Origin of the sequence: Streptococcus sp. sy018 (genome assembly GCF_007859185.1) — a bacterium.
Taxonomy (GTDB): domain Bacteria; phylum Bacillota; class Bacilli; order Lactobacillales; family Streptococcaceae; genus Streptococcus.
Genome location: NZ_VOHN01000005.1, coordinates 53,343 through 77,222 on the forward strand (window position 1 = coordinate 53,343; position 23,880 = coordinate 77,222).

Here is a 23,880-nt window from a genome sequence, read left to right on the forward strand (position 1 = left end):
AAAAGCCTTAGGGCTTTTTTTATTATTGATGATGTGTTGATTTTAAGCCTTGAAATTGGCACCGTATGCCGTTTGTTCAGTTAAGTCATAGCCAGATTTTTGCCCTAATTGCCAATAAAGTTTTGAACGGAAAGAAAAGAGAAAGACAAAAATAAACCAAGCGACTGCAAGAACGTAGTCAAACCAAGTCAATACGTTTGCTTGAAAGACAGTTGTAAAATAATAGATACCGATGATTCCCATGCCAACACTTGTCACTAGTCCAGCATTATAAATGGTTTTCAATTTTATCGGAAAGATAAGAAAGTGCATAATAACTTCGGCAAATAAAAATAGCATGGCAGACAGCGTAAGAAAACTAAAGTTTGGGAAAAGCAGGGGCAGGATGTAAACTAAAAATAGAAAACTCCAATTTCCAAACATGGAATTAAGATTATTACAATTCCACTTGGTATAATCCATCTCATCACTATTCATCATGACTTTCATCCCCATTAAAGGAAAGCCACCTGGAAAACCAAATTCCTCAAAGAAATGTAGAAAGAGAAAAATAATAGCTGTTACTAAACAAACTTGACTAGTATTAAGTGGAAAAAGGAAGGCTAACGCACTGATACCAGAAAGATAGACGGAAAGATAATGCCAATTGTTTACGATTTTTTTCATAAAAGTTCTCCTAAATGATTGATAGTTGTATTATAAATGTTTTTTAACTATAATAAAACAGACAATGCTAAGTAAAATGTCTAATTAAAGGAGATAGCGATGGCAAGGCCTAAAAAATCAGAAAAAGATGACCTAGCAACCACAAAAATTGAAAAAGCTTTTTTGGATTTACTTGAAATAATGCCTTATTCAGATATAACGGTTCTTCGTATCTCGCAAGAGTCGGGTGTTAATCGTAATTCTTTTTACTATCATTATGCCGATAGTTATGATTTGGCACAAAAGATTTTTCTGAAATTAACTAACAATGACGTGGCCAAACAGTTTCCTATGTTATTATTGGATTCTCTCAAAAAAGAAGAAAATTTTGCAAATCTGGATGAAGCACTTTTAACGTCTTCTCAACACATTATGCTCTATGCTAGAAATGACTCGTTATATTTAAATCAATTGGTCAAGGACTTATTAAAAGATGCTTGGTTTAAGGCTTTTGGGATTTGTGAGGAGCGTTTATCAATAGAAGAAAGGCTACAAGTGAATTTTATATTTACAGGTCTGGTGGCTGTTTTGGGAAGTCAAGAGATGAAAGACAAGCCATTTAAGTTATTAACATTGTCTCATTCTAAGATTGGAAAAGCCATCATAATGACCTTAGTAGATTTGGCTAAGTCGCAAGAAAAATAAAAAACCACTTCGAAACATTAGTTAGAAGTGATTTTTTACTTTATTTACGGAAATATTTTTTAGTTTCTTTAATAATAACTGGTGATAGGGCTAAGAGAGCGATTAGGTTTGGTAGGGCCATCAGACCATTGAAAATGTCTGCCAAAACCCAGACTAGCTCTAATTGTAAAAAGCCACCTAAAGCAACCATTAGAACAAAAAAGATTCGGTAGGCTGGGATGCCTTTAGTACCAAAGAGAAACTCAAAACAACGTTCGCCATAGTAAGACCAACCTAAAATGGTTGTAAAAGCAAATAGAATCAAACAGAAAGTCAAGGCGTAACTTCCCCAGACACCAAAAACAGAAGCAAAAGCTGCTTGAGTAAGAGCAGCACCATTTAGTTGACCAGACCATTGACCTGTCACCAAGATAGCCAGTCCAGTCATAGTACAAATGATAAGGGTATCAATAAAGGTACCTGTCATTGAAATCAAACCTTGTTCGACGGGTTCATTTGTCTTAGCGGCAGCTGCAGCAATCGGAGCAGATCCCAAACCAGATTCGTTTGAGAAAACACCACGTGCAATCCCTTTTTGAATGGCATCTTTTATGGTTGCTCCAGCAAAACCACCAATAGCAGCTGTTGAAGTGAAGGCAGATTGAAAGACGAGAGTCAAGGTTGGCAGGAGTTTGTCAATATTGATTAAAATAACACAAAGACTAGCTAAAATGTAGATAATCGCCATAAATGGCACAATTTTTTCAGAAATTTTTGAAATGGATTGAATCCCACCAAAGATAATGATAGCAGTGATAATAGCAATCACGATACTGGTCACTTGTGGTGCAAAATTAAAGCTATTTTCCAACGAAGCGGTAATCGAGTTAATTTGTGCAAAGGTTCCCGTTCCAAAAAGTGCCACTAAGATACCTGCTAGAGAAAAGAATTGAGCAAGGGGTTTCCATTTTTGTCCCATACCATGAAGAATGTAGTACATTGGCCCACCGGAAATTTCGCCATTTTGGTCGGTTGTGCGATATTTGATGGCAAGTAGCCCTTCGGCATACTTGGTTGCCATGCCAAAGAAGGCAGCAACCCACATCCAAAATAAAGCCCCAGGTCCACCAGCAGTGATAGCAGTTGCAACACCAACAATATTCCCAGTTCCAACCGTTGCAGCAAGAGCAGTTGCTAATGCGGCAAAACTTGAAATATCTCCCTCTCCCTCATCTTCAGTAAAAATTAGCTTGAAGGCGTGTGGCAGATGAATGATTTGTAATAAGCCCAAACGGATAGTTAGGTAGATGCCTGTTCCAACCAGTAAGGCGAGAAGAGGGACTCCCCACACCAAATCATCAATAGTTGTAAAAAATGCAAGCATGTATAAGCTCCTTTTCTAAAGTGATTGACAAAAAAGACTGTCCGTTAAGACAGCCTTCTGGAAACAACAAAAAGAAAGACAAAAAGACTCACACAGTCATTTTTGTTTTTTCTTCTGTCCTTTTACCTGAGAGATTGAGCATCAATGCCTTGCCCCTTCGGTGCCGTAAAATCGGTCTCTCCAGAAGTCCGTCAGTAAATCAGTCTTTATCTTACAAGTAAGACACCTGAGAGTTTTACTCCTTGGGTGAAGACCGTAGTCTTGCTTTCCTGATTTCGTCAATCGGTTTATTTAATTTATGAATTATTTTACTTCAAAATAGATTTTCTGTCAATAGGTTTCAAAAAATGATTGTTTTTGAAAGAATTTGCTTGACAATGATAGAAAAAAGGGTATAATAAAATTGTAAACGATTGCAGTAGGAGGTGGTTTTATCTTAAAATCAGAGCGAAAACGATTGATTATAGACAAAATTCACCAAGAAGGTGTGGTTAGTTTAGAAACTTTGGTTTGTCTGCTTAATACCTCTGAATCAACAGTTAGACGTGATTTGGAAGAATTAGCGGCAGATAAGTTGCTCAGACGAATTCATGGAGGAGCGGAACGCCTACCTAGCTTGCAAGAGGAATTAAGCAATCAACAGAAATCTGTCAAAAACATTCAAGATAAAAAAGAGTTGGCTCTTTTGGCGTCCGGCTTGGTGAATGAAGGTGACGTTATTTTTGTTGATGCTGGCACAACAACAAATTGTTTGATTGAAGCCCTTCCTGAACTCAAGCTGACCGTGGTGACCAATTCCATTCAACATGCTAGTAAGTTGGTGGAAAAAGGTATTGAAACCATGATGATTGGTGGTATGGTTAAACCAACAACCAATGCCAATATTGGCAGCATGTCGGTTGAACAAATCAATCAGCTAAATTTTGACAAGGCTTTTTTAGGCATGAATGGGGTGAATGACTCTTATTTCACCACACCAGACTTGTCAGAGGCCTCTATTAAAACGGCGGTTATTAAAAACAGTCAGGAAAGTTACATTTTGGTTGATTCGTCTAAGTTGGATCAAACTTATTTTGTTAAGGTTGCTACAGTTGAGGAAGCAACTGTGATTACCAATCGGAGTTCTGTTTCGTTTGTACAAAAATTAAAGGAGAAAACAAGAGTTATTGAAGCATGATTTATACAGTAACACTTAACCCGTCCATCGATTTTATCGTTCGTCTAGAACAGTTAGCATTAGGTGGTGTGAACCGCATGATTAGTGACGATAAATTTGCTGGAGGAAAAGGAATCAATGTTAGTCGCATCTTGCAACGCTTAGGGGTTGACAATACGGCGACAGGTTTTATCGGAGGTTTCACTGGTCGCTTTGTTGAAGACGGACTTTTGTCTGAGAAAATCCAAACGGATTTTGTCTGGGTTGACCAAGACACTCGTATCAATGTCAAAGTTAAGGCTGACGAAGAAACTGAAATTAACGGAGCAGGGCCAGTTATCAGATCAGAACAGTTGGCTGCGTTAGAAGAGAAATTATCTCAATTAACAGCTGATGATGTGGTTGTTTTTGCTGGTTCTGCACCAGCAAATCTAGGTAATGAAGTCTATAAGCAACTCATTCCCTTAGTCAAGCAGACAGGAGCTCAGGTGGTTTGTGATTTTGAAGGGCAAACTCTCCTTGATTCCTTGGCTTATCAGCCCTTATTAGTTAAGCCGAATAACCATGAATTAGAGATGATTTTTGGGGTTCAACTATCTGGTCTGGCTGATGTTGAAACATACGCTAAGAAAATTTTAGACCAAGGTGCTCAGCATGTCATTGTTTCTATGGCAGGTGACGGTGCTTTGCTAGTGACGCCAGAGGCAACTTACTTTGCTAAACCAATCAAGGGACAGGTAAAGAATTCTGTTGGTGCTGGTGATTCTATGGTGGCTGGTTTTACTGGCGAATTTGTCAAATCAAATGATCCTATTGAAGCTCTGAAATGGGGCGTGGCATGTGGAACGGCGACAGCTTTTTCAGATGATTTGGCAGAATTGGAGTTTATTAAAGAGATTTATCAAAAAGTGGAGGTAGAAAAATTATGAAAATTCAAGATTTATTGAGAAAAGATGTCATGATGCTTGATTTACAAGCAACGACTAAGGAAGCTGTCATTGATGAAATGGTCAAAAACTTGGTTGACAAGGGTTATGTAACAGACTTTGACACGTTTAAGGCAGGTATCGTTAAACGTGAAGAGCAAACGTCAACTGGTTTGGGTGATGGGATTGCTATGCCACATAGTAAAAATGCAGTAGTTAAAAAAGCAACGGTTCTGTTTGCCAAATCTGCTAAGGGAGTTGACTATGAAGCCCTTGATGGTCAACCAACTGACTTGTTCTTCATGATTGCTGCTCCAGAAGGAGCAAACGATACTCACTTGGCTGCCTTGGCTGAATTATCTCAATACCTTTTGAAAGATGGTTTTGCAGATCAATTACGTCAAGCGACAACAGCAGATCAAGTATTAGCAGTATTTAACCAAGCAGAAGACAAGAAAGCAGAAGAAGTTGTGGCAAGCTCAGCAACAAATCAAGACTTCATCGTAGCAGTTACTGCATGTACGACAGGGATTGCCCACACTTATATGGCAGAAGAAGCCCTTAAAAAACAAGCGGCTGAAATGGGTGTAGGTATTAAAGTTGAAACAAATGGTGCGTCGGGTGTTGGTGACAAATTGACGGCTGACGATATTGCTCGTGCTAAGGGCGTTATCATTGCGGCTGACAAGGCTGTTGAAATGGATCGTTTTAACGGTAAACCTTTGGTATCACGTCCAGTTGCTGACGGTATTAAAAAATCAGAAGAATTAATCAACCTAGTCTTGTCAGGTCAAGTTGATACTTATACTGCCAAATCAGGTACAACAAGTGTGAAATCAGAACAACCAACAAGCTTGGGTGGTGCTTTCTACAAACACTTGATGAGTGGTGTTAGCCAAATGCTTCCATTCGTTATTGGTGGTGGTATTATGATTGCCTTAGCCTTCTTGGTAGATAACATGCTAGGTGTCCCACAAGATTCTCTTGGTAGCTTGGGTTCTTACCATGAGTTTGCCTCAGTCTTTATGAAAATTGGTGGTGCAGCTTTTGGCTTCATGTTGCCACTATTAGCAGGTTACATTGCTTACTCAATCGCTGAAAAACCAGGTTTGGTATCAGGTTTTGTGGCAGGAGCGATTGCATCAAGCGGTCTAGCTTGGGGTAAAATTCCATTTGCAGCTGGTGGTGAAGAAACACTAGCACTTGCAGGGGTATCATCAGGTTTCCTTGGTGCCCTAGTTGGTGGTTTCTTGGCAGGTGGTGTCATCCTTGTCTTGCGTAAACTTTTGGCAGGATTGCCACGCTCACTTGAAGGCATCAAGTCAATCCTTTTGTTCCCCGTTTTGGGTGTCTTCTTGACAGGTTTCTTAATGTTATTTGTCAATATTCCAATGGCTGCTATCAATACTGGTTTGAATAACTTCCTTGAAGGTCTATCAGGAAGCTCAGCAGTTCTTATCGGCTTAGTTGTTGGTGGCATGATGGCTATTGACATGGGTGGGCCAATCAACAAGGCAGCTTATGTCTTTGGTACAGGTACTTTGGCAGCATCTGTTGCTAATGGTGGTTCAGTTGTTATGGCAGCCGTTATGGCAGGTGGTATGGTGCCACCGTTGGCAGTCTTTGTGGCAACCCTTCTTTTCAAAGATAAATTCACTGAAGAAGAACGTGAGTCAGGTTTGACGAACATTATCATGGGTCTATCATTCATTACAGAAGGTGCGATTCCATTTGCGGCAGCTGATCCAGCTCGTGCGATTCCAAGCTTTATGGTCGGTTCAGCCCTATCAGGAGCCCTAGTTGGTCTTGCTGGGATTAAATTGCTAGCGCCTCATGGTGGTATCTTCGTTATTGCCTTGACAAGTAATGCCCTACTTTATCTTGTCTTTGTCCTTATCGGAGCAATTGTTTCTGGTATCCTATTTGGTGCCCTTCGTAAAAAAGCATAATATTTAGAGGTTAGGTAAATTGTCCTAACCTCTTTTTACCGTTAGTGTTTAGAAAGCGTTTTATTTCCTGATAAAAGATGGTACAATAAAGTTAGTGACAAGGAGGCGATGATGAAAAAACGTGATAATGTGACTGTTTTACTTTATTTTGGAATTTTGGCTATGGGTGTCATGGCCATGGTAGCCAGTATTTTTGTACCAAAAAAAGAGAGTAATCAAACTAATTCAACGACTCAGACGGCACGAATTGTGGCTAATGGGGATATTTTGCTTCATAATGTTCTTTATACCAGTGTTCGTCAACCAGATGGCACTTATGATTTTGATGATTACTTTACCTATGTCAAGGACTGGATTAGTGATGCTGATTTAGCTTTGGGTGATTTTGAAGGCACAATCAGCTCAAATTATCCCTTGGCTGGCTATCCCTTGTTTAATGCCCCGCCAGAAATTGCAAAAACCATGAAAAAAGTCGGCTATGATGTAGTAGATTTGGCACATAATCACATTTTAGATTCTCAGTTGGATGGGGCTATTGAAACGGTGCAAACCTTTAAGCAAGAAGGGATTGACAGCATTGGGGTTTATACTAAAGATCGTGCCAAGGAAAATATCTTGATAAAAGACGTCAATGGTATCAAAATTGCTATTTTGGGCTATGCTTATGGTTATAATGGGATGGAAGCTAATCTGACTAAGGAAGAATATGAAAAACACTTGTCAGATTTAGATGAAAAAAAGATGAAGGCTGATATTGAAAAAGCCGAAAAAGAAGCAGATGTAACGGTTATTATGCCTCAAATGGGAGAGGAATATGCTTTGAAGCCTACGGCAGAACAAACACGACTTTATCGTAAGATGATAGATTGGGGAGCAGATGTGGTCTTTGGAGGTCATCCTCATGTGGCAGAACCAGCAGAAACCATTGAAAAAGATGGTCGAAAGAAATTTATCATCTACTCTATGGGGAATTTTATCTCCAATCAAACCTATGAGCAGTTGGGCAACAAATGGACTGAACGTGGGCTTTTGATGGATGTGACCTTTGAAAAGACAGGTGATGAAACCATCGTGAAAACAGTCCAGGCTCATCCAACCTTAGTTTGGGCTTGGGGCAAGGGAATTTATGGTGAAGAAGGCTATGAATACTTTGACTATCGTGTCATGGTTCTAGAAGATTTTATTAAGGGCGGTCGCTATCGTGGCCAATTAGATCAAAGCATGCGACAAAAAGTTGATCAAGCCTATAAGGAAATGAATCGTTTAGTCAATTTAAAATGGTAAGTAAAAGATGCGTTTGCTCTACTAACACGTCACTTAATCAAGGACATAAAAAATGAGTTGCTTAGCAACTCATTTGTCTTATTTACCGAAAAGTCCTTTAACTTTATCAAGGATGCCATTAACACCTTCGCCACCACTAACAAGTGCTTTAGCTTGTTCGAAGTACTCACCTAGGTTGTCTTTGTTTTCATTGATAAAATCTTGAGCTGCTGAAAAATCTTTTTTAGCAATCATCTCTTTAATTTGTTCTAAAAGTTCTTGTGGATTCATTTAAATATACCTCTTTTCTTATTTGTTTCTATTAAACCATAAAAAAGCCTAAAAGTCCAAGGAGTTTGCTTAAAGTTTTTGATTTATTGTGCTATAATATCAATAAAACGTTTACAAGGTAGTTGAATTGAGAGAGAAAGGATGAAGACAATCTTGACTTGGTTTACAGAATTGTCAGTGGTTTGGCAAGGTTTTTTAGGTGGTCTATTTACTTGGTTTTGTACGATTATAGGCGCTGCAGTAGTTTTTTTATTTAAGACCATCAGTCGAAAATTATTAGATACCATGCTGGGTTTTGCGGCAGGTGTCATGATTGCAGCGTCGTTTTGGTCACTTCTAGCTCCATCCATTGAGTATGCAGATACAATCTATGGCAGCTGGTCTTGGGTACCTGCTGCTGTTGGTTTTCTAGGAGGCGGCATTTTTATGCGTCTTGTGGATTTTTTGGTCCCTCATTTACATTTGGGAAATGACATTGATCAAGCAGAAGGTGGTGCCGAAATTGAACGTAAAAAATTATCAAAAATTACCCTGCTTTTTTTAGCCATTACCATTCACAACATTCCAGAAGGGTTAGCTGTTGGGGTGACGTTTGGTGCCTTGGCTAATAATCCCTCTCCTGCTGCGTTTATTGGAGCTGTCGGCTTGGCCATGGGGATTGGTTTACAAAATATTCCAGAAGGAGCAGCCCTAGCCATTCCGATTAGAACAGATGGCAAATCAAGAAAAACAGCATTTTTTTGGGGTGCCATGTCAGCTGTTGTCGAGCCCATAGCGGCTTTGATAGGAGCAGCGGCAGTTATCTATATGACACCAGTCTTACCTTATGCCCTATCTTTTGCTGCGGGAGCCATGATTTTCGTCGTGGTTGAGGAACTCATTCCAGAATCTCAAACACATGGTTATACCGACTCAGCAACCTTAGGCTTAATGCTAGGCTTTACTATCATGATGATTTTAGATGTTGCTCTTGGATAAGGAAATAGACTGGATTTATCCCAGTCTATTTTTTTGCTTCTTTGAGGATTTGAATCTCCTTGATGATAATGTCTTCTTTTGGCTTATCTTGACTATCCACCTTGGTTTGGGCAATCTTATCAACCACATCCATCCCTACTGTGACTTGACCAAATACAGTGTAATTGCCGTCTCCTTGAGGATAACCACCGTTTTGATAGGCTTGAATTATTTTTTCAGGATAGAGTTGGTTATCGAGTTGATAGGTGACGTCATCTTTATTTTGGACAATGTAAAATTGACTGCCGTTGGTATCAGATCCAGCATTAGCCATGGCAAGTGCTCCACGGATATTGTAAAGGTAGTCAGACACTTCATTGACAAAACCATTACCTGAATCAATCGAGCTATCCTTACCATTCCAAATGGATTGTCCCCCTGTTCCATTTCCTTCTGGATCTCCTGACTGAATCATAAAATTATTGATGACACGGTGAAATGTCAAACCATTGTAGTACCCTGACTTAGCGTGGGTAAGGAAATTTTCAACAGCCAAAGGGGCATATTCTGGGAATAATTTGATGGTGATGTCACCAGCAGAAGTAATCAGTTTCACTTGAGCTTGGTTTTCGCTAACTTGATTGGATAGTTGAGGAAAGTCCGCTTTATTTAATAGGGCCAAACGTTCTTCAGTTTCTTTTTGTGCTTGACTTGATGCCATATAGTCATCTCCCTTAATAGCACGATCCAAGCTAGTGCAAGCGGATAAAGCAAAAATACTAACAAAAAGAGAGAGTAGGGTAAAGCTTTTTTTCATAGAATTCCTTCTTTCTTTTAGGGTATAGATAGTTGAGTAATCTTTATTATAGCATAATGACAGAAAAAATTTCTCACTTTGATGAGTAAACTTGACGAATACCAAACATCTTTTGATTTATTGCTATAAATATATTAAAATAATAGTCAACAGAAAAGAAGGGATGACTCTTTAGAGGGGAATAGTTTATTGGTAAAATGACATCAGTAATGGTGATGTCATTTTATAGATAGACGATAAATAAAACGATGACAAAATCAAAAAAACAAAAAAAAGGACGAACACGTCGTCCAACTAAGGCTGATTTGGAACGCCAAGCAGCCATTAGACGTTTATTAACGACATTATTAACAGCTTTTATTTTCTTTTTTGCGATTTTTCAGCTAGGTCGTTTTGGCGTGACCACCTATAATCTCATCCGTTTTGTCGTCGGGAGCTTGGCTTATCCAGTCATGTTTGTCTTGTTAATTTATTTATTCGGCATCAAATGGTTAAAACAAATGACAGGCTTAATAAGTGGTAGCTTGATTTTTTTCATTGGCTTGTTATTGGAATGGCATGCTTATCTTTTTAGTCTAACGAATTTGGCTCGACAAGATGTTTTTGCGGGAACCTTTGACCGTTTAACCAGTGATTTGCTAACGTTTCAAACCAAACAATTTGTTGGTGGTGGTTTATTGGGTGCCTTGATTTACAAGCCTGTAGCCTTTCTTTTTTCTAATATCGGTGCCTTTTTGATTGGTGGTTTATTTATTCTGTTAGGCTTGTTTCTGATAAGCCCTTGGGAATTGTTGGATCTCATCAATGGCTTTAAAGTCAGATGGGCTAAATGGCAGGCTACTCATGAACTGAGAAAGCAAGAACGTTTTTTGGAGCGTGAGGAAAAACGACAAGCTCAAGCCAGTCTTTTGGCTGAAAAGATGGCAGAAAAACAAGTCGATTTTGAAACCGGAGAAATTCTTGAACCTCAGAGTGTTATGTCAGAAGCTGAAATTATCTCGTATGAAGACGATAGTCTTTGGCAAGAAGAACCAGTTTATGACGAGGAATGGTTGGCAGATTCGATAGTTGATGATGAGAGAGATTTTGCTTTTACGACCAAGGAAAACTTGTTTTATCAACTTCCTAATCTAGATTTGTTTGCACCGGATAAGCCAAAAAATCAAAATCGAGAGAAAAAATTGGTTCGAGATAATATCAAGATTTTGGAAGAAACCTTTGCCAGTTTTGGCATAAAAGTTGTAGTGGAGCGAGCAGAGATTGGGCCTTCTGTAACCAAGTATGAAATCAAACCAGCCGTAGGGGTTCGAGTGAATCGTATTGCCAATTTGGCGGATGATTTAGCCTTGGCACTAGCTGCCAAAGATGTGCGCATTGAGGCTCCTATTCCAGGGAAGTCCTTGGTCGGTATCGAAGTGCCTAACTCAGAGATTGCCACCGTGTCGTTTCGTGAGTTGTGGGAACAATCAAAAACCGATCCCAAAAAACTCTTGGAAGTTCCCTTGGGTAAAGCAGTCAATGGAACCGCAAGGAGTTTTGATTTGGCTCGCATGCCCCATCTCCTAGTGGCAGGATCTACAGGTTCTGGTAAGTCAGTTGCAGTTAATGGTATTATTTCCAGCATCTTGATGAAGGCAAGACCAGATCAAGTTAAGTTCATGATGATTGATCCTAAAATGGTAGAATTATCTGTTTATAATGACATTCCCCACCTTTTAATTCCTGTTGTAACTAATCCTCGAAAGGCCAGCAAGGCCTTGCAGAAGATTGTGGCTGAAATGGAACATCGTTATGAACAGTTCAGTCAATTAGGTGTTCGCAACTTGGAAACCTATAATAGTAAAATTGAGGCTTACAATGCTCAATCTGATCAAAAATATATTCCCTTGCCACTTTTGGTGGTCATTGTTGATGAATTGGCAGACTTAATGATGGTGGCTAGTAAGGAAGTTGAAGATGCTATTATTCGTTTGGGTCAAAAAGCGCGTGCCGCTGGTATTCACATGATTTTGGCAACCCAACGCCCATCGGTTGATGTAATCAGTGGCTTGATTAAGGCTAATGTCCCATCGCGAGTTGCCTTTGCTGTGTCTAGTGGGACAGATAGTCGTACAATTTTAGATGAAAATGGTGCGGAAAAACTTCTAGGACGAGGAGATATGCTTTTTAAGCCTATTGATGAAAACCATCCAGTTCGCCTACAAGGTTCTTTTATTTCAGATGATGATGTCGAACGTATTGTCAACTATATTAAATCTCAGGCAAGGGCAGATTATGACGAGAATTTTGATCCGGGTGAGGTGTCAGAAGATGAGATGAGTGGATCATCTTCTGGGCAAGGCGATCCCTTGTTTGAAGAGGCCAAGCGTCTTGTTATTGAAACGCAAAAAGCAAGTGCTTCAATGCTTCAACGTCGCTTGTCTGTTGGCTTTAACCGTGCTACTCGTCTGATGGAAGAATTGGAAGAAGCTGGTATTATTGGTCCAGCCGAAGGTACGAAACCTCGTAAAGTTTTACAAAGTTAAAATAAATAAGGTTGAAACAACATTGTTTCAACCTTATTTTAAAAGAAAAATCATTACCAACATGCCCAAGTAAAAAACTAAAGTGACCAGAAAACCAGTTCGCCAAAAAAGTTTGAAAAAAGCCTTGTAAGAAAAATAGTTTGGCTGTTTGTTTAAGAGCCAAAAGCTCACAAAGATAGCCAACAAGGATAATAAAATCAAATAATGGGGTAACAGAGAATGGAGAAAAAATTGTTTAGAGAGAAAAAAAGCAGCAACTGAGAGAGCTGGGAAAGCTAAATCAGGAAATTTCAGCCCCAGTCTATGTAGTTGACAAAATTTAGTGATTAGGAAAGATACTAATGGAATTAAAACAAAGAGAGCTGTAGCCACAATTTTATAAATCATCATATCCTTATTGTAGCTTGAAAAAGTGAAATTGTAAATGCAAATGCTATAATAAAGACGTGAAATTAAAGAAAAAAACAATTATAAGTCCTTTGGGTCAGCTCATTATTATTGCTGATGACAAATCTCTATACACCTTGACTTTCAGTGATAGTTCCAACCAATCCAGTTTACTGGAAAAAATCTGTCGGCAGACCGGTGCTATTATTGAAGAAGGGACAAATGATATGATTGAGCAAGTCATCATAGATTTGCAGGCTTATTTTGCTGGCAAGTCCGTGTCCTTTAATCTGCCAATGACCTTGATTGGCACAAGTTTTCAGCAGACAGTCTGGAAGCTATTGTCAGTGATTCCTTATGGGGAAACCGTCAGTTATAAAAGCCTAGCTTTACAATTGGGAGATGTCAAAAAAGCACGAGCTGTTGCCAATGCTTGTCGGCAAAATCCAATTTTAATTCTTATTCCTTGTCACCGTGTCATTGCCAGTAATGGCAAACTAGGTGGTTATGTGGCAGGTTTGACCAAGAAAATGAACTTATTAAATCTTGAAAAAGAAGCTCAGTGTAAATTTTTTTTAAAAAATCAAGTAAAATTCTTGCAAAAGAAATTAGGATAGGTTATACTAAAAAAGTATGCTTTAGGGCATATCTGTGGGAGGTAAAAATCTATAATTAATTACCGCCAAAACCACAACAGGAGGATTTAGAAAATGGCTAAAAAAGTCGAAAAACTCGTTAAACTTCAAATTCCTGCTGGTAAAGCAACACCAGCTCCACCAGTTGGACCAGCACTTGGTCAAGCAGGAATCAACATCATGGGATTCACTAAAGAATTTAATGCTCGTACAGCTGATCAAGCTGGCATGATCATCCCAGTAGTTATCACTGTTTATGAAGATAAATCATTTGATTTCGTAACAAAAACACCTCCAGCTGCAGTTCTTTTGAAGAAAGCTGCTGGTGTTGAAAAAGGTTCAGGTACACCAAACACGACTAAAGTTGCTTCAGTAACTCGTGCACAAGTACAAGAAATTGCTGAAACTAAAATGCCAGATTTGAACGCTGCTAGTCTTGAAGCTGCAATGCGTATGATCGAAGGTACTGCTCGTTCTATGGGATTCACTGTTACTGACTAATAGTAAGCCCCATTTACCCGCAAGACTTCATCAGCAGATGAGCGACGTGGGAGATGAAAATCGTTAAAACCACATACAAGGAGAAAGAAAAAATGGCTAAAAAAAGCAAACAACTGCGTGCTGCACTTGAGAAAATCGACAGCACTAAAGCTTACAGCGTAGAAGAAGCTGTAGCACTTTCAAAAGAATTGAACTTTGCAAAATTTGATGCAACTGTAGAGGTTGCTTACAACCTTAACATTGACGTTCGTAAAGCTGACCAACAAATCCGTGGTGCAATGGTATTGCCAAACGGAACTGGTAAAACAGCTCGTGTCCTAGTTTTTGCGCGTGGAGCTAAAGCTGAAGAAGCTAAAGCAGCAGGTGCAGACTTCGTTGGTGAAGAAGACCTAGTTGCTAAAATCAACGATGGTTGGATGGACTTCGATGTTGTTATCGCAACACCAGATATGATGGCTCTTGTTGGACGTCTTGGACGTGTCCTTGGACCACGTAACTTGATGCCAAACCCTAAAACTGGTACAGTAACAATGGATGTTGCTAAAGCAGTTGAAGAGTCTAAAGGTGGTAAAATCACTTACCGTGCTGATAAAGCAGGTATCGTTCAAGCGATTATCGGTAAAGTGTCATTTGACGCTGACAAACTTGTTGAAAACTTTAAAGCTTTCAACGATGTCATGGTTAAAGCGAAACCATCAACAGCTAAAGGAACTTACATGACTTCTGTTACCATCACAACAACTCAAGGTGTTGGTATCAAAGTTGATCCAAACTCATTATAATCTATTAAAATCTCGTCTTTGGACGGGATTTTTTCTTATTTTTCTATGATATTGATTAAGAAAAAGACAGGAGAAAATTTTATCTAGTTGTGACTAGGTAAATGCGTTAAAATATGGTAAAATAATAGGGATAAAATAAGGAGTAAAGAAATAGTGAAACCAAAATATAAGCGTGTATTGATTAAGTTGTCCGGCGAAGCTTTGGCAGGTGAAAAAGGGATTGGTATCAATCTACCAACCGTTCAAGAAATGGCCAAAGAGATTCAAGAAGTAGCAGCATCAGGTGTGCAGATTGCCTTGGTTATCGGTGGTGGTAATCTTTGGCGTGGTGAACCAGCTGAGCAAGCTGGCATGGATCGTGTTCAGGCTGATTACACTGGAATGTTGGGAACTGTGATGAATGCTCTTGTGATGGCAGATAGTTTGCAACAGTATGGCGTTGACACACGCGTTCAAACGGCAATTGCCATGCAACAAATTGCTGAACCTTATGTGCGTGGTCGTGCCTTGCGTCATTTAGAAAAAGGACGAATTGTTATCTTTGCTGCAGGAACAGGTTCTCCTTATTTTTCTACAGACACAACAGCAGCCCTTCGTGCAGCTGAAATTCAAGCAGATGCCATTCTTATGGCTAAAAATGGTGTTGATGGGGTTTATAACGATGACCCACGCAAGAATGCAGATGCTATTAAATTTGATGAATTGACTCACATGGAAGTTCTCAAACAAGGCTTGAAGATTATGGATTCAACTGCTAGCTCTTTATCGATGGATAATGATATTGACTTGGTTGTTTTTAATCTAAATGAGTCAGGTAACATCAAACGTGTTGTTTTTGGTGAAAATATCGGAACAACGGTTTCAAATAAAAAAGGATAAAAGGAAGAAAAATTATGGCTAACCCAATTATTGAAAAAGCACAAGAACGTTTTCAACAATCACACCAATCACTTGGTCGTGAGTTTGCTAGTATTCGTGCAGGTCGTGCAAACGCTAGTTTATTAGATCGTATTCAAGTAGAGTATTACGGTGCACCAACCCCCTTGAATCAATTGGCATCAATCACTGTACCAGAAGCTCGTGTGCTGTTAATCACCCCATTTGACAAATCTGTTTTGAAAGAAATTGAGCGTGCTATCAATGAATCTGATTTGGGAATCAACCCAGCCAATGATGGCTCAGTTATTCGTTTGGTAATCCCAGCCTTGACTGAAGAAACACGTCGTGAATTGGCCAAGGATGTGAAAAAAGTTGGTGAAAATGCTAAGATTGCTATTCGTAATATTCGCCGTGATGCGATGGACGAGGCTAAAAAGCAAGAAAAAAATAAAGAAATTACAGAAGATGAATTAAAAGTCTTAGAAAAAGACATTCAAAAAGTGACTGATGATGCCGTGAAGCACATCGATCAAATGACAGCTAACAAGGAAAAAGAATTGTTAGAAGTTTAAGAACAGACTTGAGCGGGATTTCCGAGAAATCCTGCTTTTTTGGCAAAAAGGAAAGGAAAGGATTTGGCAGTTGTTCAAATCTAAGAAGATATGGAAAAATTACTAGCAAGAGAAGTAACAGGTCTTGTGACCGATGAAAATCAGGATTTTTACTTTGTTCAAAAAGAAGGGGTCACTCTGGCCCTATCAAAAAGTGAAGGTCAGCATGAACTAGGAGAGATGGTTAAAGGCTTTGTCTATACTGATATGCGACAAAAATGGCGTTTGACGACTTTGCCAGTCACTGCAAGTCGGACCACTTATGGTTGGGGAGTGGTAACAGAAGTTCGTCGTGATCTAGGTGTTTTTGTTGATACAGGTTTGCCAGATAAAGAAGTCGTTGTATCCTTAGATATTTTACCAGAACTCAAGGAGCTTTGGCCTAAAAAGGGCGATAAACTCTATGTCTGTCTTGATGTGGATAAAAAAGGACGAATTTGGGCTATACCTGCTCAGCCAGAAGTTTTTCAAAAATTAGCAGGACCAGCCTATGACAATATGCAAAATCAGCAGTGGCCAGCCATTGTCTATCGTTTGAAATTGTCTGGCACCTTTGTCTATCTGCCTGAAAATAATATGTTAGGCTTTATCCACCCTAGCGAACGTTACCAAGAGCCACGTCTTGGTCAGGTGTTAGATGCTCGTGTGATAGGTTATCGTGCCGTGGATCGGACCTTGAACTTGTCCTTGAAACCTCGTTCATTTGAGATGTTGGAAAATGACGCTCAGATGATTTTGACCTATCTACAGGCCAATGGAGGCTTTATGACACTGAATGATAAATCTTCGCCAACCGATATAAAAGCCACTTTTGGCATTTCCAAAGGACAGTTTAAGAAGGCTTTGGGTGGTTTGATGAAGGCAGGTAAAATCAAACAAGATAGTTTGGGAACAGAATTGATTGATTAGGGCTAAAATCTCGGTTTTTCTGAGATTTTTTGCTACAATAAAGAAAACTAAGGAGGTAAGTTTATGGAAAGAGCGATTTTTGCAGGTGGTTGTTTTTGGTGTATGGTGCAACCATTTGAAGAAACCAAGGGTGTTTTGTCAGTTCGCAGTGGCTATACGGGTGGGCATGTGCCTAATCCCACTTATGAACAAGTGTGTTCTAAAACGACAGGTCATACAGAGGCGGTTGAGATTATCTTTGATCCGAGCCTGTTGTCTTATGCTGACTTAGTTGAGTTGTACTGGCGACAAACAGATCCTACAGATGCCTTTGGACAATTCCAAGATCGTGGTGACAGTTACAGACCTGCCATTTTTTATACCAGTGAAGCACAACGAGAAATTGCTGAAAAATCAAAGGAAAATTTAGCGAATTCTGGACGATTTGCTCAGCCAATCGTGACGACGATTGAACCCGCTCAGACCTTTTATGAAGCAGAAGAGTATCATCAAGATTTTTATAAAAAAGATCCGTTCCGCTATGCCTTGTCTAGTAAAATTCGTCATGATTTCTTGGAGAAAAACTGGTCATGAGAAAATCTTTCTACACTTGGTTGATGACTCAGAGAAATTCGAAAAGTCAAGAAGCAGTTGCCATTTTGGCAGATTTTGTTTTTGACGATAGTACCTTTCCCAAGCATAGCAATGAGTTTGAAGTAATTAGTCGTTATTTAGAAGACGAAGCGAGTTTTGCCTTTAATCTCAGTGAATTTGATCGCATTTGGGAGGATTATTTGGCTCATTAAGGAGCCATGAAGGAGTGTTAGTTGCAAGAGAAAACAATAGATATCAAGTTAAATCATCCTGAAGATGCCTTGGCACTTTTTGGGAGCAATGAACGGCATTTAGGATTATTAGAAGAGCAGTTGGCAGTGACCATTCATGTTGGAACGGAATGGTTGCAGGTTCTTGGCTCAGCAGAAGCCGTAGAACAAACACGTTTGGTCATTCAAGCTCTTTTGGTCTTGGTAGGACGTGGCATGTTGATCAATACATCTGATGTGGTGACGGCTATTTCTATGGCGAAAAATGATGAGATTGACAAATTTATTGCTCTGTATGAAGAGGAAATCATCAAGGATTTTTCGGGTAAACCCATCAGAGTTAAGACTTTGGGGCAAAAGATTTATACTGACAGTGTCAAAAATCATGATATTGTGTTTGGGATTGGCCCTGCTGGGACTGGAAAAACCTTTTTAGCAGTGACCTTGGCAGTGACTGCTCTTAAACGTGGGCAGGTTAAGCGAATTATCCTAACGCGTCCAGCCGTTGAAGCAGGTGAAAATCTAGGCTTTCTGCCTGGTGATTTGAAAGAAAAGGTTGATCCTTATCTGCGTCCAGTCTATGATGCCCTGTATCGAATTTTGGGCAAAGAGCAAACCACTCGATTGATGGATCGAGAAATCATCGAGATTGCTCCCTTAGCTTATATGCGTGGTCGAACCTTGGATGATGCCTTTGTCATTCTTGATGAAGCCCAAAATACAACCATCATGCAGATGAAGATGTTTTTAACACGTCTTGGGTTTCAATCTAAGATGATTGTCAATGGAGATGTCAGTCAGATTGATTTGCCTAAAAATGTTAAGTCAGGCTTGATTGATGCCACTGAAAAATTAGCCAAGGTCAGAGCTATTGATTTTGTACATTTTTCAGCCAAGGATGTGGTGCGTCACCCTGTCGTAGCTGAAATTATCAAGGCTTATGAGGAGTGACATGACAGACTACATTTCTTTTATCCGCTCTAAAGTTGGTCACGATAAGGTGTTTCTCAACTTTTCAGTGGGCATTTTGACTGACCAAGCAGGTCGTATTCTTCTCCAAAAACGGTCTGACTTTGTTGGTACTTGGTCATTGTTAGGTGGTTGTTGGGAACTAGGCGAAAGTTCGATTGATGCACTCAAGCGAGAGTTTATGGAAGAGTCGGGTATTGAGATTGACGTTTTAGAGTTGCTCAACGTTTACACTAACTATGAAGAGAACTATCCAAATGGCGACGTGGCTCAGACAGTCGGATTTCTTTATCGAGTCAAAGCAGTTACGGACTTTGGCATCACAGGCTTTACTAATGAAGAAACGTTAGCTTTAAATTTTTTCTCGGAGAAGGATTTAAGTCAAATCAAAATCATTAGTCCCCAGCAAGAATTGATGATTAAAGAATATTTTACCAATAGTTTTGGGTTAGGGCATTGAAGGTAAGTTTTAATACAGTTCTTTCAGAATGAGAAGATTAGAGTTTTGATACAGTTGTCTGTCAAAAGTATGGGAGATATTATCATGGAAATAATGGCTATGCCTAACAAAGAAACATTGATTTTTTATAATCAAGTTCGTCCTTGGATTGTTTCAGGTGAGATGAAAAATGGTATTATGAATTATAGATTTTCTGAGGATACTCCAAAGGAAATTTTAGATTTATTTAGTGAGATTAAAAGTAATCTTAACCATCCGTGTATACGTGTATAATGATTTATTAAAAAATTAAGGAGGTATTATCATGGAAATAATGGCTATGCCTAGCAAAGAATTGTTGATTTTTCATAATGAAATTGATGAGTGGGTTGAACGAGTTTATCCAGACAAAACAAATCCACGAGTGAGATTCAAAAAGGAAACCCCTCAATCAGTTTTAGATCTATTTGATAGTATTAAGTCGAAGATTGGTTTTGACTATGCCTAGCAAAGAATTGTTGATTTTTACAAAACAAATCCGTCATTCTGAAATCTTAAGGCTTTATCAAGATATTAAAGTCAAAACTAGATTTTGTTTACTAAAATAATCAAGCTTTATCCATCTTAATAAACTTGTTACGTTTTAAAATACATGACTTTTGATATTTATCGTTAGTGTTGCTATGCAACTCAATAATGTGCGATGATCGGAGACTTCTACCGTCTATTTCTCTATAAAATATTTAGCCTGTTGTTTTTTCAAATTTTGAAAAAGCTAACTGTTGAAAGGATGACTTGTGAAAATCTTAGATGCTAAAAACTTCAATCACCGTCTAGTGATGACTTTAGATCAAGCTTTACCAGAGAATTTTGCAAACCATTCTCAAGTTTCTGTTGATGGTCATGTTTTCAAGGATGCTTTAATTGCAATGATTTCAGGTCAAACGTCACGTCGTGTATTGTCTGTTCAATGTGATGATTTTGTTGATGTTTTAGGGAAAGAATTGACTATTATAGATGCTTAGGAGGAAAGGTTGATGGCCAAACTCGATCGACAACTGATTTCCCTCTATAAAATTAAAGATTCTGATACGCTTCGTCAATATTTAGCAGTAAGTGGAACTTGTAAGGGTGTAGCGACAGTAGATAAAGTGACATTGGTTTATAGCTATGAGGGTGATGCATTAGGTAAATTTGAACATTTTGTTAAGGACACCTTGTTGCGTAGTGTGATACAAAATAAGGTCTTGCCTGATAAAATTGTTCATGGTTTTGGATGATAGGCTAATCTATCTACAATAGGAGACTATTATTCTTGAATGGCAGCAGTTTCAGACACTTATATAACTGGTTGAGTTAAATCGTCTTATCTCAGTGGTAGCAATTAGCAGGTTAGAGTTGACCTGCTTTTTATGTTGTGGGAGTGTAGATTATTTAGAAAAGTCTTATCGTCAAAAAATCTGTCGTTACAATTAGGCAGAATTTTAGATTGAATGATTAGCTGATAAGTTATATAATAGTAACATTAACGATAGGAAAGATGTCAATGAATATTCAACAATTACGCTATGTGGTGGCTATTGCTCGCAGTGGAAGCTTTCGTGAGGCAGCTAGTAGTTTATTTGTCAGCCAACCTAGTTTATCGGTAGCGGTCAAAGACTTGGAAGAAGAACTAGGATTTAAAATCTTTAATCGACTAGCGACAGGTGTGGTCTTGACTAAGCGTGGAAAAGTTTTTTTAGAAAAAGCACAAAAGCTCGTTACCAACTTTGAAAGTTTTGAAAATCAATATTCTCAGCTAATTGGACGAGATAAAGAGTTTTCGATTGCTAGTCAGCACTATGATTTTTTACCGATTCTGATGCTAGAATTTACAAGGACTTACCCTGAGTACAATCAGTTTCGACTGTTTGAGTCAACGACTGTTCAGATTCTTGATGAAGTGGCTGAAGGCTACAGTGAGTTGGGTTTGATTTATCTTAATGAGCAAAACCGTTCGAATCTCTTAACTAAAATGGAGCAAGATGGTTTGGAATTTGTTGATTTAACCAATTTTCAAACCCATATTTATCTGCGATCAGATCATCCATTGACGGCAAAAGATACGTTAACGATTGATGATTTGGCTAATTTACCTACCGTACGTTTTACCCAAGAAAAAGACGAATATCTCTATTATTTTGAGCATTTAGTTGATCGTAGTCAAAGTTCCACGATTTTCAATGTGACAGACCGAGCCACTCTAAACACGCTTTTACTAGGAACAGATGCCTATGCGACTGGTTCAGGTTTTGTGGAGCAAAAGTCGGATCAGATTGTGACACGTCCACTAGCAGACGATTCGCTCAATCAGTTAGTCTATGTGAAGCGTTCTGAGATGGCTTTGTCGCCTTGTGCAGCACGTTTTGTTGAGGTCATGTCGGCTTATTTCGGGCATAATAAAGAAGAGGATGAGGCATGAGAAAGGTGATTATATCTCTTAGTATTTTACTTTTGCTTGGTTTAGATCAGTTAGTTAAATTTTGGGTGGTAGCTCAGATTAGCCTAGGTCAGTTAAGAACGTTTTTACCAGGTTTAGTTAGTCTAACTTATTTGAGAAATTATGGGGCAGCTTTTTCCATGCTTCAAAACCAATATGCTCTATTTTTCTTGGTGACATTTGTTGTCATAGGAGGAGCTAGCTATTATCTGTATCGACAGTTAAATGGCTCGTGGTGGCAAATTTGGGGGTTGGTTTTGATTATTGCAGGTGGTTTGGGAAATTTTGTTGATCGTCTGCGTCAAGGTTATGTGGTTGATATGTTTCAATTTGATTTCGTTGATTTTGCTATTTTTAATGTAGCAGATATCTACTTGACCTTTGGTGTTTTATTATTGTTATTGGTGTTTTGGAGAGAAGAAAATGAAAATTGAAATTCATGAGCAAGTAGTTGGTAGTCGATTAGACAAGGTTTTAGCCGATTTGACCTCCCTATCACGTTCTCAAGCGAATGAGGCGATTAAAGATGGAATGGTTTTGGTTAACCATCAAGTTAAAAAAGCCAAATATGCTGTGCAGTTAGGGGATTGTATTACTTATCAACTACCTGAAGAAAAAGAAGTAGCGTATGTCGCAGAAAATCTTCCTTTGGATATTATTTATGAAGATAACCATGTTGCAGTCGTGAACAAACCTCAAGGTATGGTGGTGCACCCGTCAGCCGGTCATGTCTCAGGGACTTTGGTTAATGCACTGCTTTACCACATCAAAGATTTATCAACTATCAATGGGGTTGTGCGTCCAGGGATTGTTCACCGTATTGATAAGGATACATCGGGTCTGTTAATGATTGCAAAAAACGACCAAGCCCATCAAGCCTTGGCGAATGAACTTAAAGAAAAAAAATCTCATCGACAGTATTTAGCCTTGGTTCATGGCAATCTACCAAATGATCGTGGTGTGATTGAAGCACCGATTGGTCGCAGTGACAAGGATCGTAAAAAACAAGCCGTGACGGCTAAGGGCAAGGAAGCCGTGACACGTTTTCAAGTCTTGGAACGCTTTGGCGACTATACTTTAGTATCAGTTGTTTTGGAAACTGGTCGTACCCATCAAATTCGTGTTCACATGGCTTATATTGGTCATCCAGTGGCAGGAGATCCGTTATATGGCCCCAGAAAAACATTTAAAGGACAAGGTCAATTTCTTCATGCTCAAACCTTGGGATTTACTCATCCAGTAACGAGCGACTTTTTGACATTTGAAACAGATGTCCCTGAAATTTTCAAAGAAACTTTGGACAAATTGAGATCAAGCAACCAGTAATCTTGATGTATATAATAAAAAGCTAGGCTAAAGTCCTAGCTTTTTATTTGCCAAATATTTTTTGGAAAAATGATTTTTTAGCAGTGGGTTGTTGGGTGGTTTCAGGTTCTTGTGGGAGATAGTCGCTGATGTTGTTGTAGTCTAAATTGACGGCATGGTCGGTATGGACAATCAAAGCAAAGGGTGATTGAGCTTGACTTTCATTGACAATGGTTGCACTAGCTTCTTGTTCTTGAGCTAGTTTAAGGTAGGTCATTTGCTGTTTCAGGTCTAGTTTAGGCGAGATTTTGACAGAGATAGGTGTGTGCTGACTGCTGATTTGTCGTAAGATTTGGGGAAAATTGCAGATAACAGTGTCCTTACTTGCGTCATCTATTTTAAGAGCCAAAATCACTCGTTCTTCAAAGGTTCCCAAAAAATAGCGTTGTTGGTCAGGGTCTAGACGGTGTTCTGCCGTAGCAGCCTCCAAAATTTTTTGTTCAAGATTTTCCATAATAACTCCTTAACATGATGTCTTTAAATTATTGTATCATCAAACTATGAGTAAAACCAGTTTTCGTGTC

The 23,880-nt window shown here is 38.9% G+C and carries 29 protein-coding genes, 1 pseudogene and 1 riboswitch; of the genes and pseudogenes, 24 read left to right on the forward strand and 6 right to left on the reverse strand.

Features of this window, described 5'->3' with window-relative positions; translation table 11 throughout:
- Positions 1–42 precede the first annotated feature (42 nt).
- Entirely contained in the window at positions 43–666 is a 624-nt protein-coding gene (locus FRX52_RS04905; RefSeq protein ID WP_146538709.1) for an HXXEE domain-containing protein, read from the reverse strand.
- Positions 667–765: 99 nt separating this feature from the next.
- Here FRX52_RS04905 and FRX52_RS04910 point away from each other — a divergent pair, with 99 nt between their 5' ends.
- Positions 766–1,350: a TetR/AcrR family transcriptional regulator gene (locus tag FRX52_RS04910; RefSeq protein ID WP_146538710.1), complete on the forward strand. Its 585-nt coding sequence runs from the start codon at positions 766–768 to the stop codon at positions 1,348–1,350.
- A 40-nt stretch (positions 1,351–1,390) separates the two neighbouring features.
- On the opposite strand, the gene FRX52_RS04915 is transcribed toward FRX52_RS04910, so the two are convergent.
- On the reverse strand, positions 1,391–2,713 hold the full coding sequence (locus tag FRX52_RS04915) for a sodium:alanine symporter family protein (protein ID WP_146538711.1): 1,323 nt from the start codon (positions 2,711–2,713) through the stop codon (positions 1,391–1,393).
- 104 nt (positions 2,714–2,817) lie between these two features.
- Positions 2,818–2,907: riboswitch (glycine riboswitch) on the reverse strand.
- A gap of 239 nt (positions 2,908–3,146) precedes the next feature.
- Here FRX52_RS04915 and FRX52_RS04920 point away from each other — a divergent pair.
- From FRX52_RS04920 to FRX52_RS04935, 4 genes and pseudogenes are all read left to right on the forward strand, one after another.
- Positions 3,147–3,890, forward strand: coding sequence for a DeoR/GlpR family DNA-binding transcription regulator (locus FRX52_RS04920; RefSeq protein ID WP_146496069.1), 744 nt, complete (start codon positions 3,147–3,149; stop codon positions 3,888–3,890).
- The gene (pfkB, locus tag FRX52_RS04925) at positions 3,887–4,798 is read left to right on the forward strand and encodes a 1-phosphofructokinase (protein ID WP_146496071.1); all 912 of its coding nucleotides are present in this window, start codon (positions 3,887–3,889) and stop codon (positions 4,796–4,798) included. The genes FRX52_RS04920 and pfkB overlap by 4 nt, the downstream gene beginning before the upstream one ends.
- Positions 4,795–6,744, forward strand: coding sequence for a fructose-specific PTS transporter subunit EIIC (locus tag FRX52_RS04930; protein WP_146538712.1), 1,950 nt, complete (start codon positions 4,795–4,797; stop codon positions 6,742–6,744). The genes pfkB and FRX52_RS04930 overlap by 4 nt, the downstream gene beginning before the upstream one ends.
- Before the next feature lie 228 nt (positions 6,745–6,972).
- Positions 6,973–8,028 (forward strand): annotated as a pseudogene (locus tag FRX52_RS04935) (CapA family protein); the annotation flags it as partial.
- A 78-nt stretch (positions 8,029–8,106) separates the two neighbouring features.
- On the opposite strand, the gene FRX52_RS04940 reads toward FRX52_RS04935, so the two are convergent.
- Positions 8,107–8,298, reverse strand: coding sequence for a hypothetical protein (locus FRX52_RS04940; RefSeq protein ID WP_146496076.1), 192 nt, complete (start codon positions 8,296–8,298; stop codon positions 8,107–8,109).
- A 141-nt stretch (positions 8,299–8,439) separates the two neighbouring features.
- Between FRX52_RS04940 and FRX52_RS04945 the strand changes: the two genes are divergently transcribed.
- Positions 8,440–9,276, forward strand: a complete 837-nt coding sequence (locus FRX52_RS04945) for a ZIP family metal transporter (protein WP_146496078.1) — start codon at positions 8,440–8,442, stop codon at positions 9,274–9,276.
- Between the two features lie 25 nt (positions 9,277–9,301).
- On the opposite strand, the gene FRX52_RS04950 is transcribed toward FRX52_RS04945, so the two are convergent.
- Entirely contained in the window at positions 9,302–10,072 is a 771-nt protein-coding gene (locus FRX52_RS04950) for a peptidylprolyl isomerase (RefSeq protein ID WP_146538714.1), read from the reverse strand.
- Positions 10,073–10,320: 248 nt separating this feature from the next.
- Between FRX52_RS04950 and FRX52_RS04955 the strand changes: the two genes are divergently transcribed.
- Positions 10,321–12,597, forward strand: coding sequence for a DNA translocase FtsK (locus FRX52_RS04955; RefSeq protein ID WP_146538715.1), 2,277 nt, complete (start codon positions 10,321–10,323; stop codon positions 12,595–12,597).
- A 33-nt stretch (positions 12,598–12,630) separates the two neighbouring features.
- On the opposite strand, the gene FRX52_RS04960 is transcribed toward FRX52_RS04955, so the two are convergent.
- Positions 12,631–12,987 (reverse strand): DUF3397 family protein, encoded by a 357-nt coding sequence (locus FRX52_RS04960; RefSeq protein WP_146461523.1) that lies wholly within the window; start codon positions 12,985–12,987, stop codon positions 12,631–12,633.
- 56 nt (positions 12,988–13,043) lie between these two features.
- On the opposite strand from FRX52_RS04960, the gene FRX52_RS04965 reads away from it, so the two are divergent.
- The 17 genes from FRX52_RS04965 (at position 13,044) to FRX52_RS05045 (ending at position 23,317) form a co-directional block, all read left to right on the forward strand.
- The gene (locus FRX52_RS04965; protein WP_146538716.1) at positions 13,044–13,601 is read left to right on the forward strand and encodes a methylated-DNA--[protein]-cysteine S-methyltransferase; all 558 of its coding nucleotides are present in this window, start codon (positions 13,044–13,046) and stop codon (positions 13,599–13,601) included.
- A 93-nt stretch (positions 13,602–13,694) separates the two neighbouring features.
- Positions 13,695–14,120, forward strand: coding sequence for a 50S ribosomal protein L11 (gene rplK, locus FRX52_RS04970; RefSeq protein ID WP_146461519.1), 426 nt, complete (start codon positions 13,695–13,697; stop codon positions 14,118–14,120).
- Between the two features lie 92 nt (positions 14,121–14,212).
- Complete coding sequence (rplA, locus tag FRX52_RS04975; RefSeq protein WP_146496086.1) at positions 14,213–14,902, forward strand: 50S ribosomal protein L1; 690 nt, start codon at positions 14,213–14,215, stop codon at positions 14,900–14,902.
- A 150-nt stretch (positions 14,903–15,052) separates the two neighbouring features.
- Positions 15,053–15,781, forward strand: coding sequence for a UMP kinase (gene pyrH, locus FRX52_RS04980; RefSeq protein WP_146461516.1), 729 nt, complete (start codon positions 15,053–15,055; stop codon positions 15,779–15,781).
- A 14-nt stretch (positions 15,782–15,795) separates the two neighbouring features.
- Complete coding sequence (gene frr / locus FRX52_RS04985) at positions 15,796–16,353, forward strand: ribosome recycling factor (protein ID WP_146461514.1); 558 nt, start codon at positions 15,796–15,798, stop codon at positions 16,351–16,353.
- Positions 16,354–16,443: 90 nt separating this feature from the next.
- Positions 16,444–17,301, forward strand: coding sequence for an RNA-binding virulence regulatory protein CvfB (gene cvfB, locus FRX52_RS04990; protein WP_146538717.1), 858 nt, complete (start codon positions 16,444–16,446; stop codon positions 17,299–17,301).
- Between the two features lie 63 nt (positions 17,302–17,364).
- Positions 17,365–17,874, forward strand: a complete 510-nt coding sequence (gene msrA, locus FRX52_RS04995; RefSeq protein ID WP_146538718.1) for a peptide-methionine (S)-S-oxide reductase MsrA — start codon at positions 17,365–17,367, stop codon at positions 17,872–17,874.
- Entirely contained in the window at positions 17,871–18,086 is a 216-nt protein-coding gene (locus FRX52_RS05000) for a YozE family protein (protein ID WP_146538719.1), read from the forward strand. The genes msrA and FRX52_RS05000 overlap by 4 nt, the downstream gene beginning before the upstream one ends.
- 21 nt (positions 18,087–18,107) lie before the next feature.
- Positions 18,108–19,055, forward strand: coding sequence for a PhoH family protein (locus FRX52_RS05005; protein WP_146538720.1), 948 nt, complete (start codon positions 18,108–18,110; stop codon positions 19,053–19,055).
- A gap of 1 nt (position 19,056) precedes the next feature.
- Positions 19,057–19,533, forward strand: coding sequence for an NUDIX hydrolase (locus FRX52_RS05010; RefSeq protein WP_146538721.1), 477 nt, complete (start codon positions 19,057–19,059; stop codon positions 19,531–19,533).
- A gap of 84 nt (positions 19,534–19,617) precedes the next feature.
- Positions 19,618–19,806 (forward strand): hypothetical protein, encoded by a 189-nt coding sequence (locus FRX52_RS05015; RefSeq protein WP_146538722.1) that lies wholly within the window; start codon positions 19,618–19,620, stop codon positions 19,804–19,806.
- A 31-nt stretch (positions 19,807–19,837) separates the two neighbouring features.
- Positions 19,838–20,020 carry a hypothetical protein gene (locus FRX52_RS05020; protein WP_146538723.1) on the forward strand — a complete coding sequence of 61 codons (183 nt, stop codon included), beginning with the start codon at positions 19,838–19,840 and terminating at the stop codon, positions 20,018–20,020.
- A 289-nt stretch (positions 20,021–20,309) separates the two neighbouring features.
- Complete coding sequence (locus tag FRX52_RS05025; protein ID WP_146538724.1) at positions 20,310–20,537, forward strand: hypothetical protein; 228 nt, start codon at positions 20,310–20,312, stop codon at positions 20,535–20,537.
- 12 nt (positions 20,538–20,549) lie between these two features.
- Positions 20,550–20,792, forward strand: coding sequence for a hypothetical protein (locus tag FRX52_RS05030; RefSeq protein WP_146538725.1), 243 nt, complete (start codon positions 20,550–20,552; stop codon positions 20,790–20,792).
- A 266-nt stretch (positions 20,793–21,058) separates the two neighbouring features.
- Positions 21,059–21,973 carry a LysR family transcriptional regulator gene (locus tag FRX52_RS05035; protein WP_146538726.1) on the forward strand — a complete coding sequence of 305 codons (915 nt, stop codon included), beginning with the start codon at positions 21,059–21,061 and terminating at the stop codon, positions 21,971–21,973.
- Positions 21,970–22,425, forward strand: a complete 456-nt coding sequence (gene lspA / locus FRX52_RS05040) for a signal peptidase II (protein WP_146538727.1) — start codon at positions 21,970–21,972, stop codon at positions 22,423–22,425. The genes FRX52_RS05035 and lspA overlap by 4 nt, the downstream gene beginning before the upstream one ends.
- On the forward strand, positions 22,415–23,317 hold the full coding sequence (locus tag FRX52_RS05045) for an RluA family pseudouridine synthase (protein WP_398586914.1): 903 nt from the start codon (positions 22,415–22,417) through the stop codon (positions 23,315–23,317). The genes lspA and FRX52_RS05045 overlap by 11 nt, the downstream gene beginning before the upstream one ends.
- Positions 23,318–23,360: 43 nt before the next feature.
- On the opposite strand, the gene FRX52_RS05050 is transcribed toward FRX52_RS05045, so the two are convergent.
- A complete protein-coding gene (locus FRX52_RS05050) occupies positions 23,361–23,810 on the reverse strand; it encodes a YueI family protein (RefSeq protein WP_146538728.1) in 450 nt (149 codons plus the stop codon).
- Between the last annotated feature and the right edge of the window lie 70 nt (positions 23,811–23,880).

Bases quoted from the DNA above. Each gene is read 5' to 3' on its own strand.
- rplK (WP_146461519.1), top strand. From the start codon at position 13,695: ATGGCTAAAAAAGTCGAAAAACTCGTTAAACTTCAAATTCCTGCTGGT.
- FRX52_RS05015 (WP_146538722.1), top strand. From the start codon at position 19,618: ATGGAAATAATGGCTATGCCTAACAAAGAAACATTGATTTTTTATAAT.
- FRX52_RS04910 (WP_146538710.1), top strand. From the start codon at position 766: ATGGCAAGGCCTAAAAAATCAGAAAAAGATGACCTAGCAACCACAAAA.
- FRX52_RS04955 (WP_146538715.1), top strand. From the start codon at position 10,321: ATGACAAAATCAAAAAAACAAAAAAAAGGACGAACACGTCGTCCAACT.
- FRX52_RS05030 (WP_146538725.1), top strand. From the start codon at position 20,550: ATGGCCAAACTCGATCGACAACTGATTTCCCTCTATAAAATTAAAGAT.
- FRX52_RS04930 (WP_146538712.1), top strand. From the start codon at position 4,795: ATGAAAATTCAAGATTTATTGAGAAAAGATGTCATGATGCTTGATTTA.
- FRX52_RS05010 (WP_146538721.1), top strand. From the start codon at position 19,057: ATGACAGACTACATTTCTTTTATCCGCTCTAAAGTTGGTCACGATAAG.
- FRX52_RS04940 (WP_146496076.1), bottom strand. From the start codon at position 8,298: ATGAATCCACAAGAACTTTTAGAACAAATTAAAGAGATGATTGCTAAA.
- cvfB (WP_146538717.1), top strand. From the start codon at position 16,444: ATGGAAAAATTACTAGCAAGAGAAGTAACAGGTCTTGTGACCGATGAA.
- lspA (WP_146538727.1), top strand. From the start codon at position 21,970: ATGAGAAAGGTGATTATATCTCTTAGTATTTTACTTTTGCTTGGTTTA.
- pfkB (WP_146496071.1), top strand. From the start codon at position 3,887: ATGATTTATACAGTAACACTTAACCCGTCCATCGATTTTATCGTTCGT.
- FRX52_RS05000 (WP_146538719.1), top strand. From the start codon at position 17,871: ATGAGAAAATCTTTCTACACTTGGTTGATGACTCAGAGAAATTCGAAA.
- FRX52_RS05045 (WP_398586914.1), top strand. From the start codon at position 22,415: ATGAAAATTGAAATTCATGAGCAAGTAGTTGGTAGTCGATTAGACAAG.
- FRX52_RS04960 (WP_146461523.1), bottom strand. From the start codon at position 12,987: ATGATGATTTATAAAATTGTGGCTACAGCTCTCTTTGTTTTAATTCCA.
- rplA (WP_146496086.1), top strand. From the start codon at position 14,213: ATGGCTAAAAAAAGCAAACAACTGCGTGCTGCACTTGAGAAAATCGAC.
- FRX52_RS05020 (WP_146538723.1), top strand. From the start codon at position 19,838: ATGGAAATAATGGCTATGCCTAGCAAAGAATTGTTGATTTTTCATAAT.
- FRX52_RS05035 (WP_146538726.1), top strand. From the start codon at position 21,059: ATGAATATTCAACAATTACGCTATGTGGTGGCTATTGCTCGCAGTGGA.
- FRX52_RS04950 (WP_146538714.1), bottom strand. From the start codon at position 10,072: ATGAAAAAAAGCTTTACCCTACTCTCTCTTTTTGTTAGTATTTTTGCT.
- msrA (WP_146538718.1), top strand. From the start codon at position 17,365: ATGGAAAGAGCGATTTTTGCAGGTGGTTGTTTTTGGTGTATGGTGCAA.
- FRX52_RS04915 (WP_146538711.1), bottom strand. From the start codon at position 2,713: ATGCTTGCATTTTTTACAACTATTGATGATTTGGTGTGGGGAGTCCCT.
- FRX52_RS04905 (WP_146538709.1), bottom strand. From the start codon at position 666: ATGAAAAAAATCGTAAACAATTGGCATTATCTTTCCGTCTATCTTTCT.
- FRX52_RS04945 (WP_146496078.1), top strand. From the start codon at position 8,440: ATGAAGACAATCTTGACTTGGTTTACAGAATTGTCAGTGGTTTGGCAA.
- frr (WP_146461514.1), top strand. From the start codon at position 15,796: ATGGCTAACCCAATTATTGAAAAAGCACAAGAACGTTTTCAACAATCA.
- FRX52_RS05050 (WP_146538728.1), bottom strand. From the start codon at position 23,810: ATGGAAAATCTTGAACAAAAAATTTTGGAGGCTGCTACGGCAGAACAC.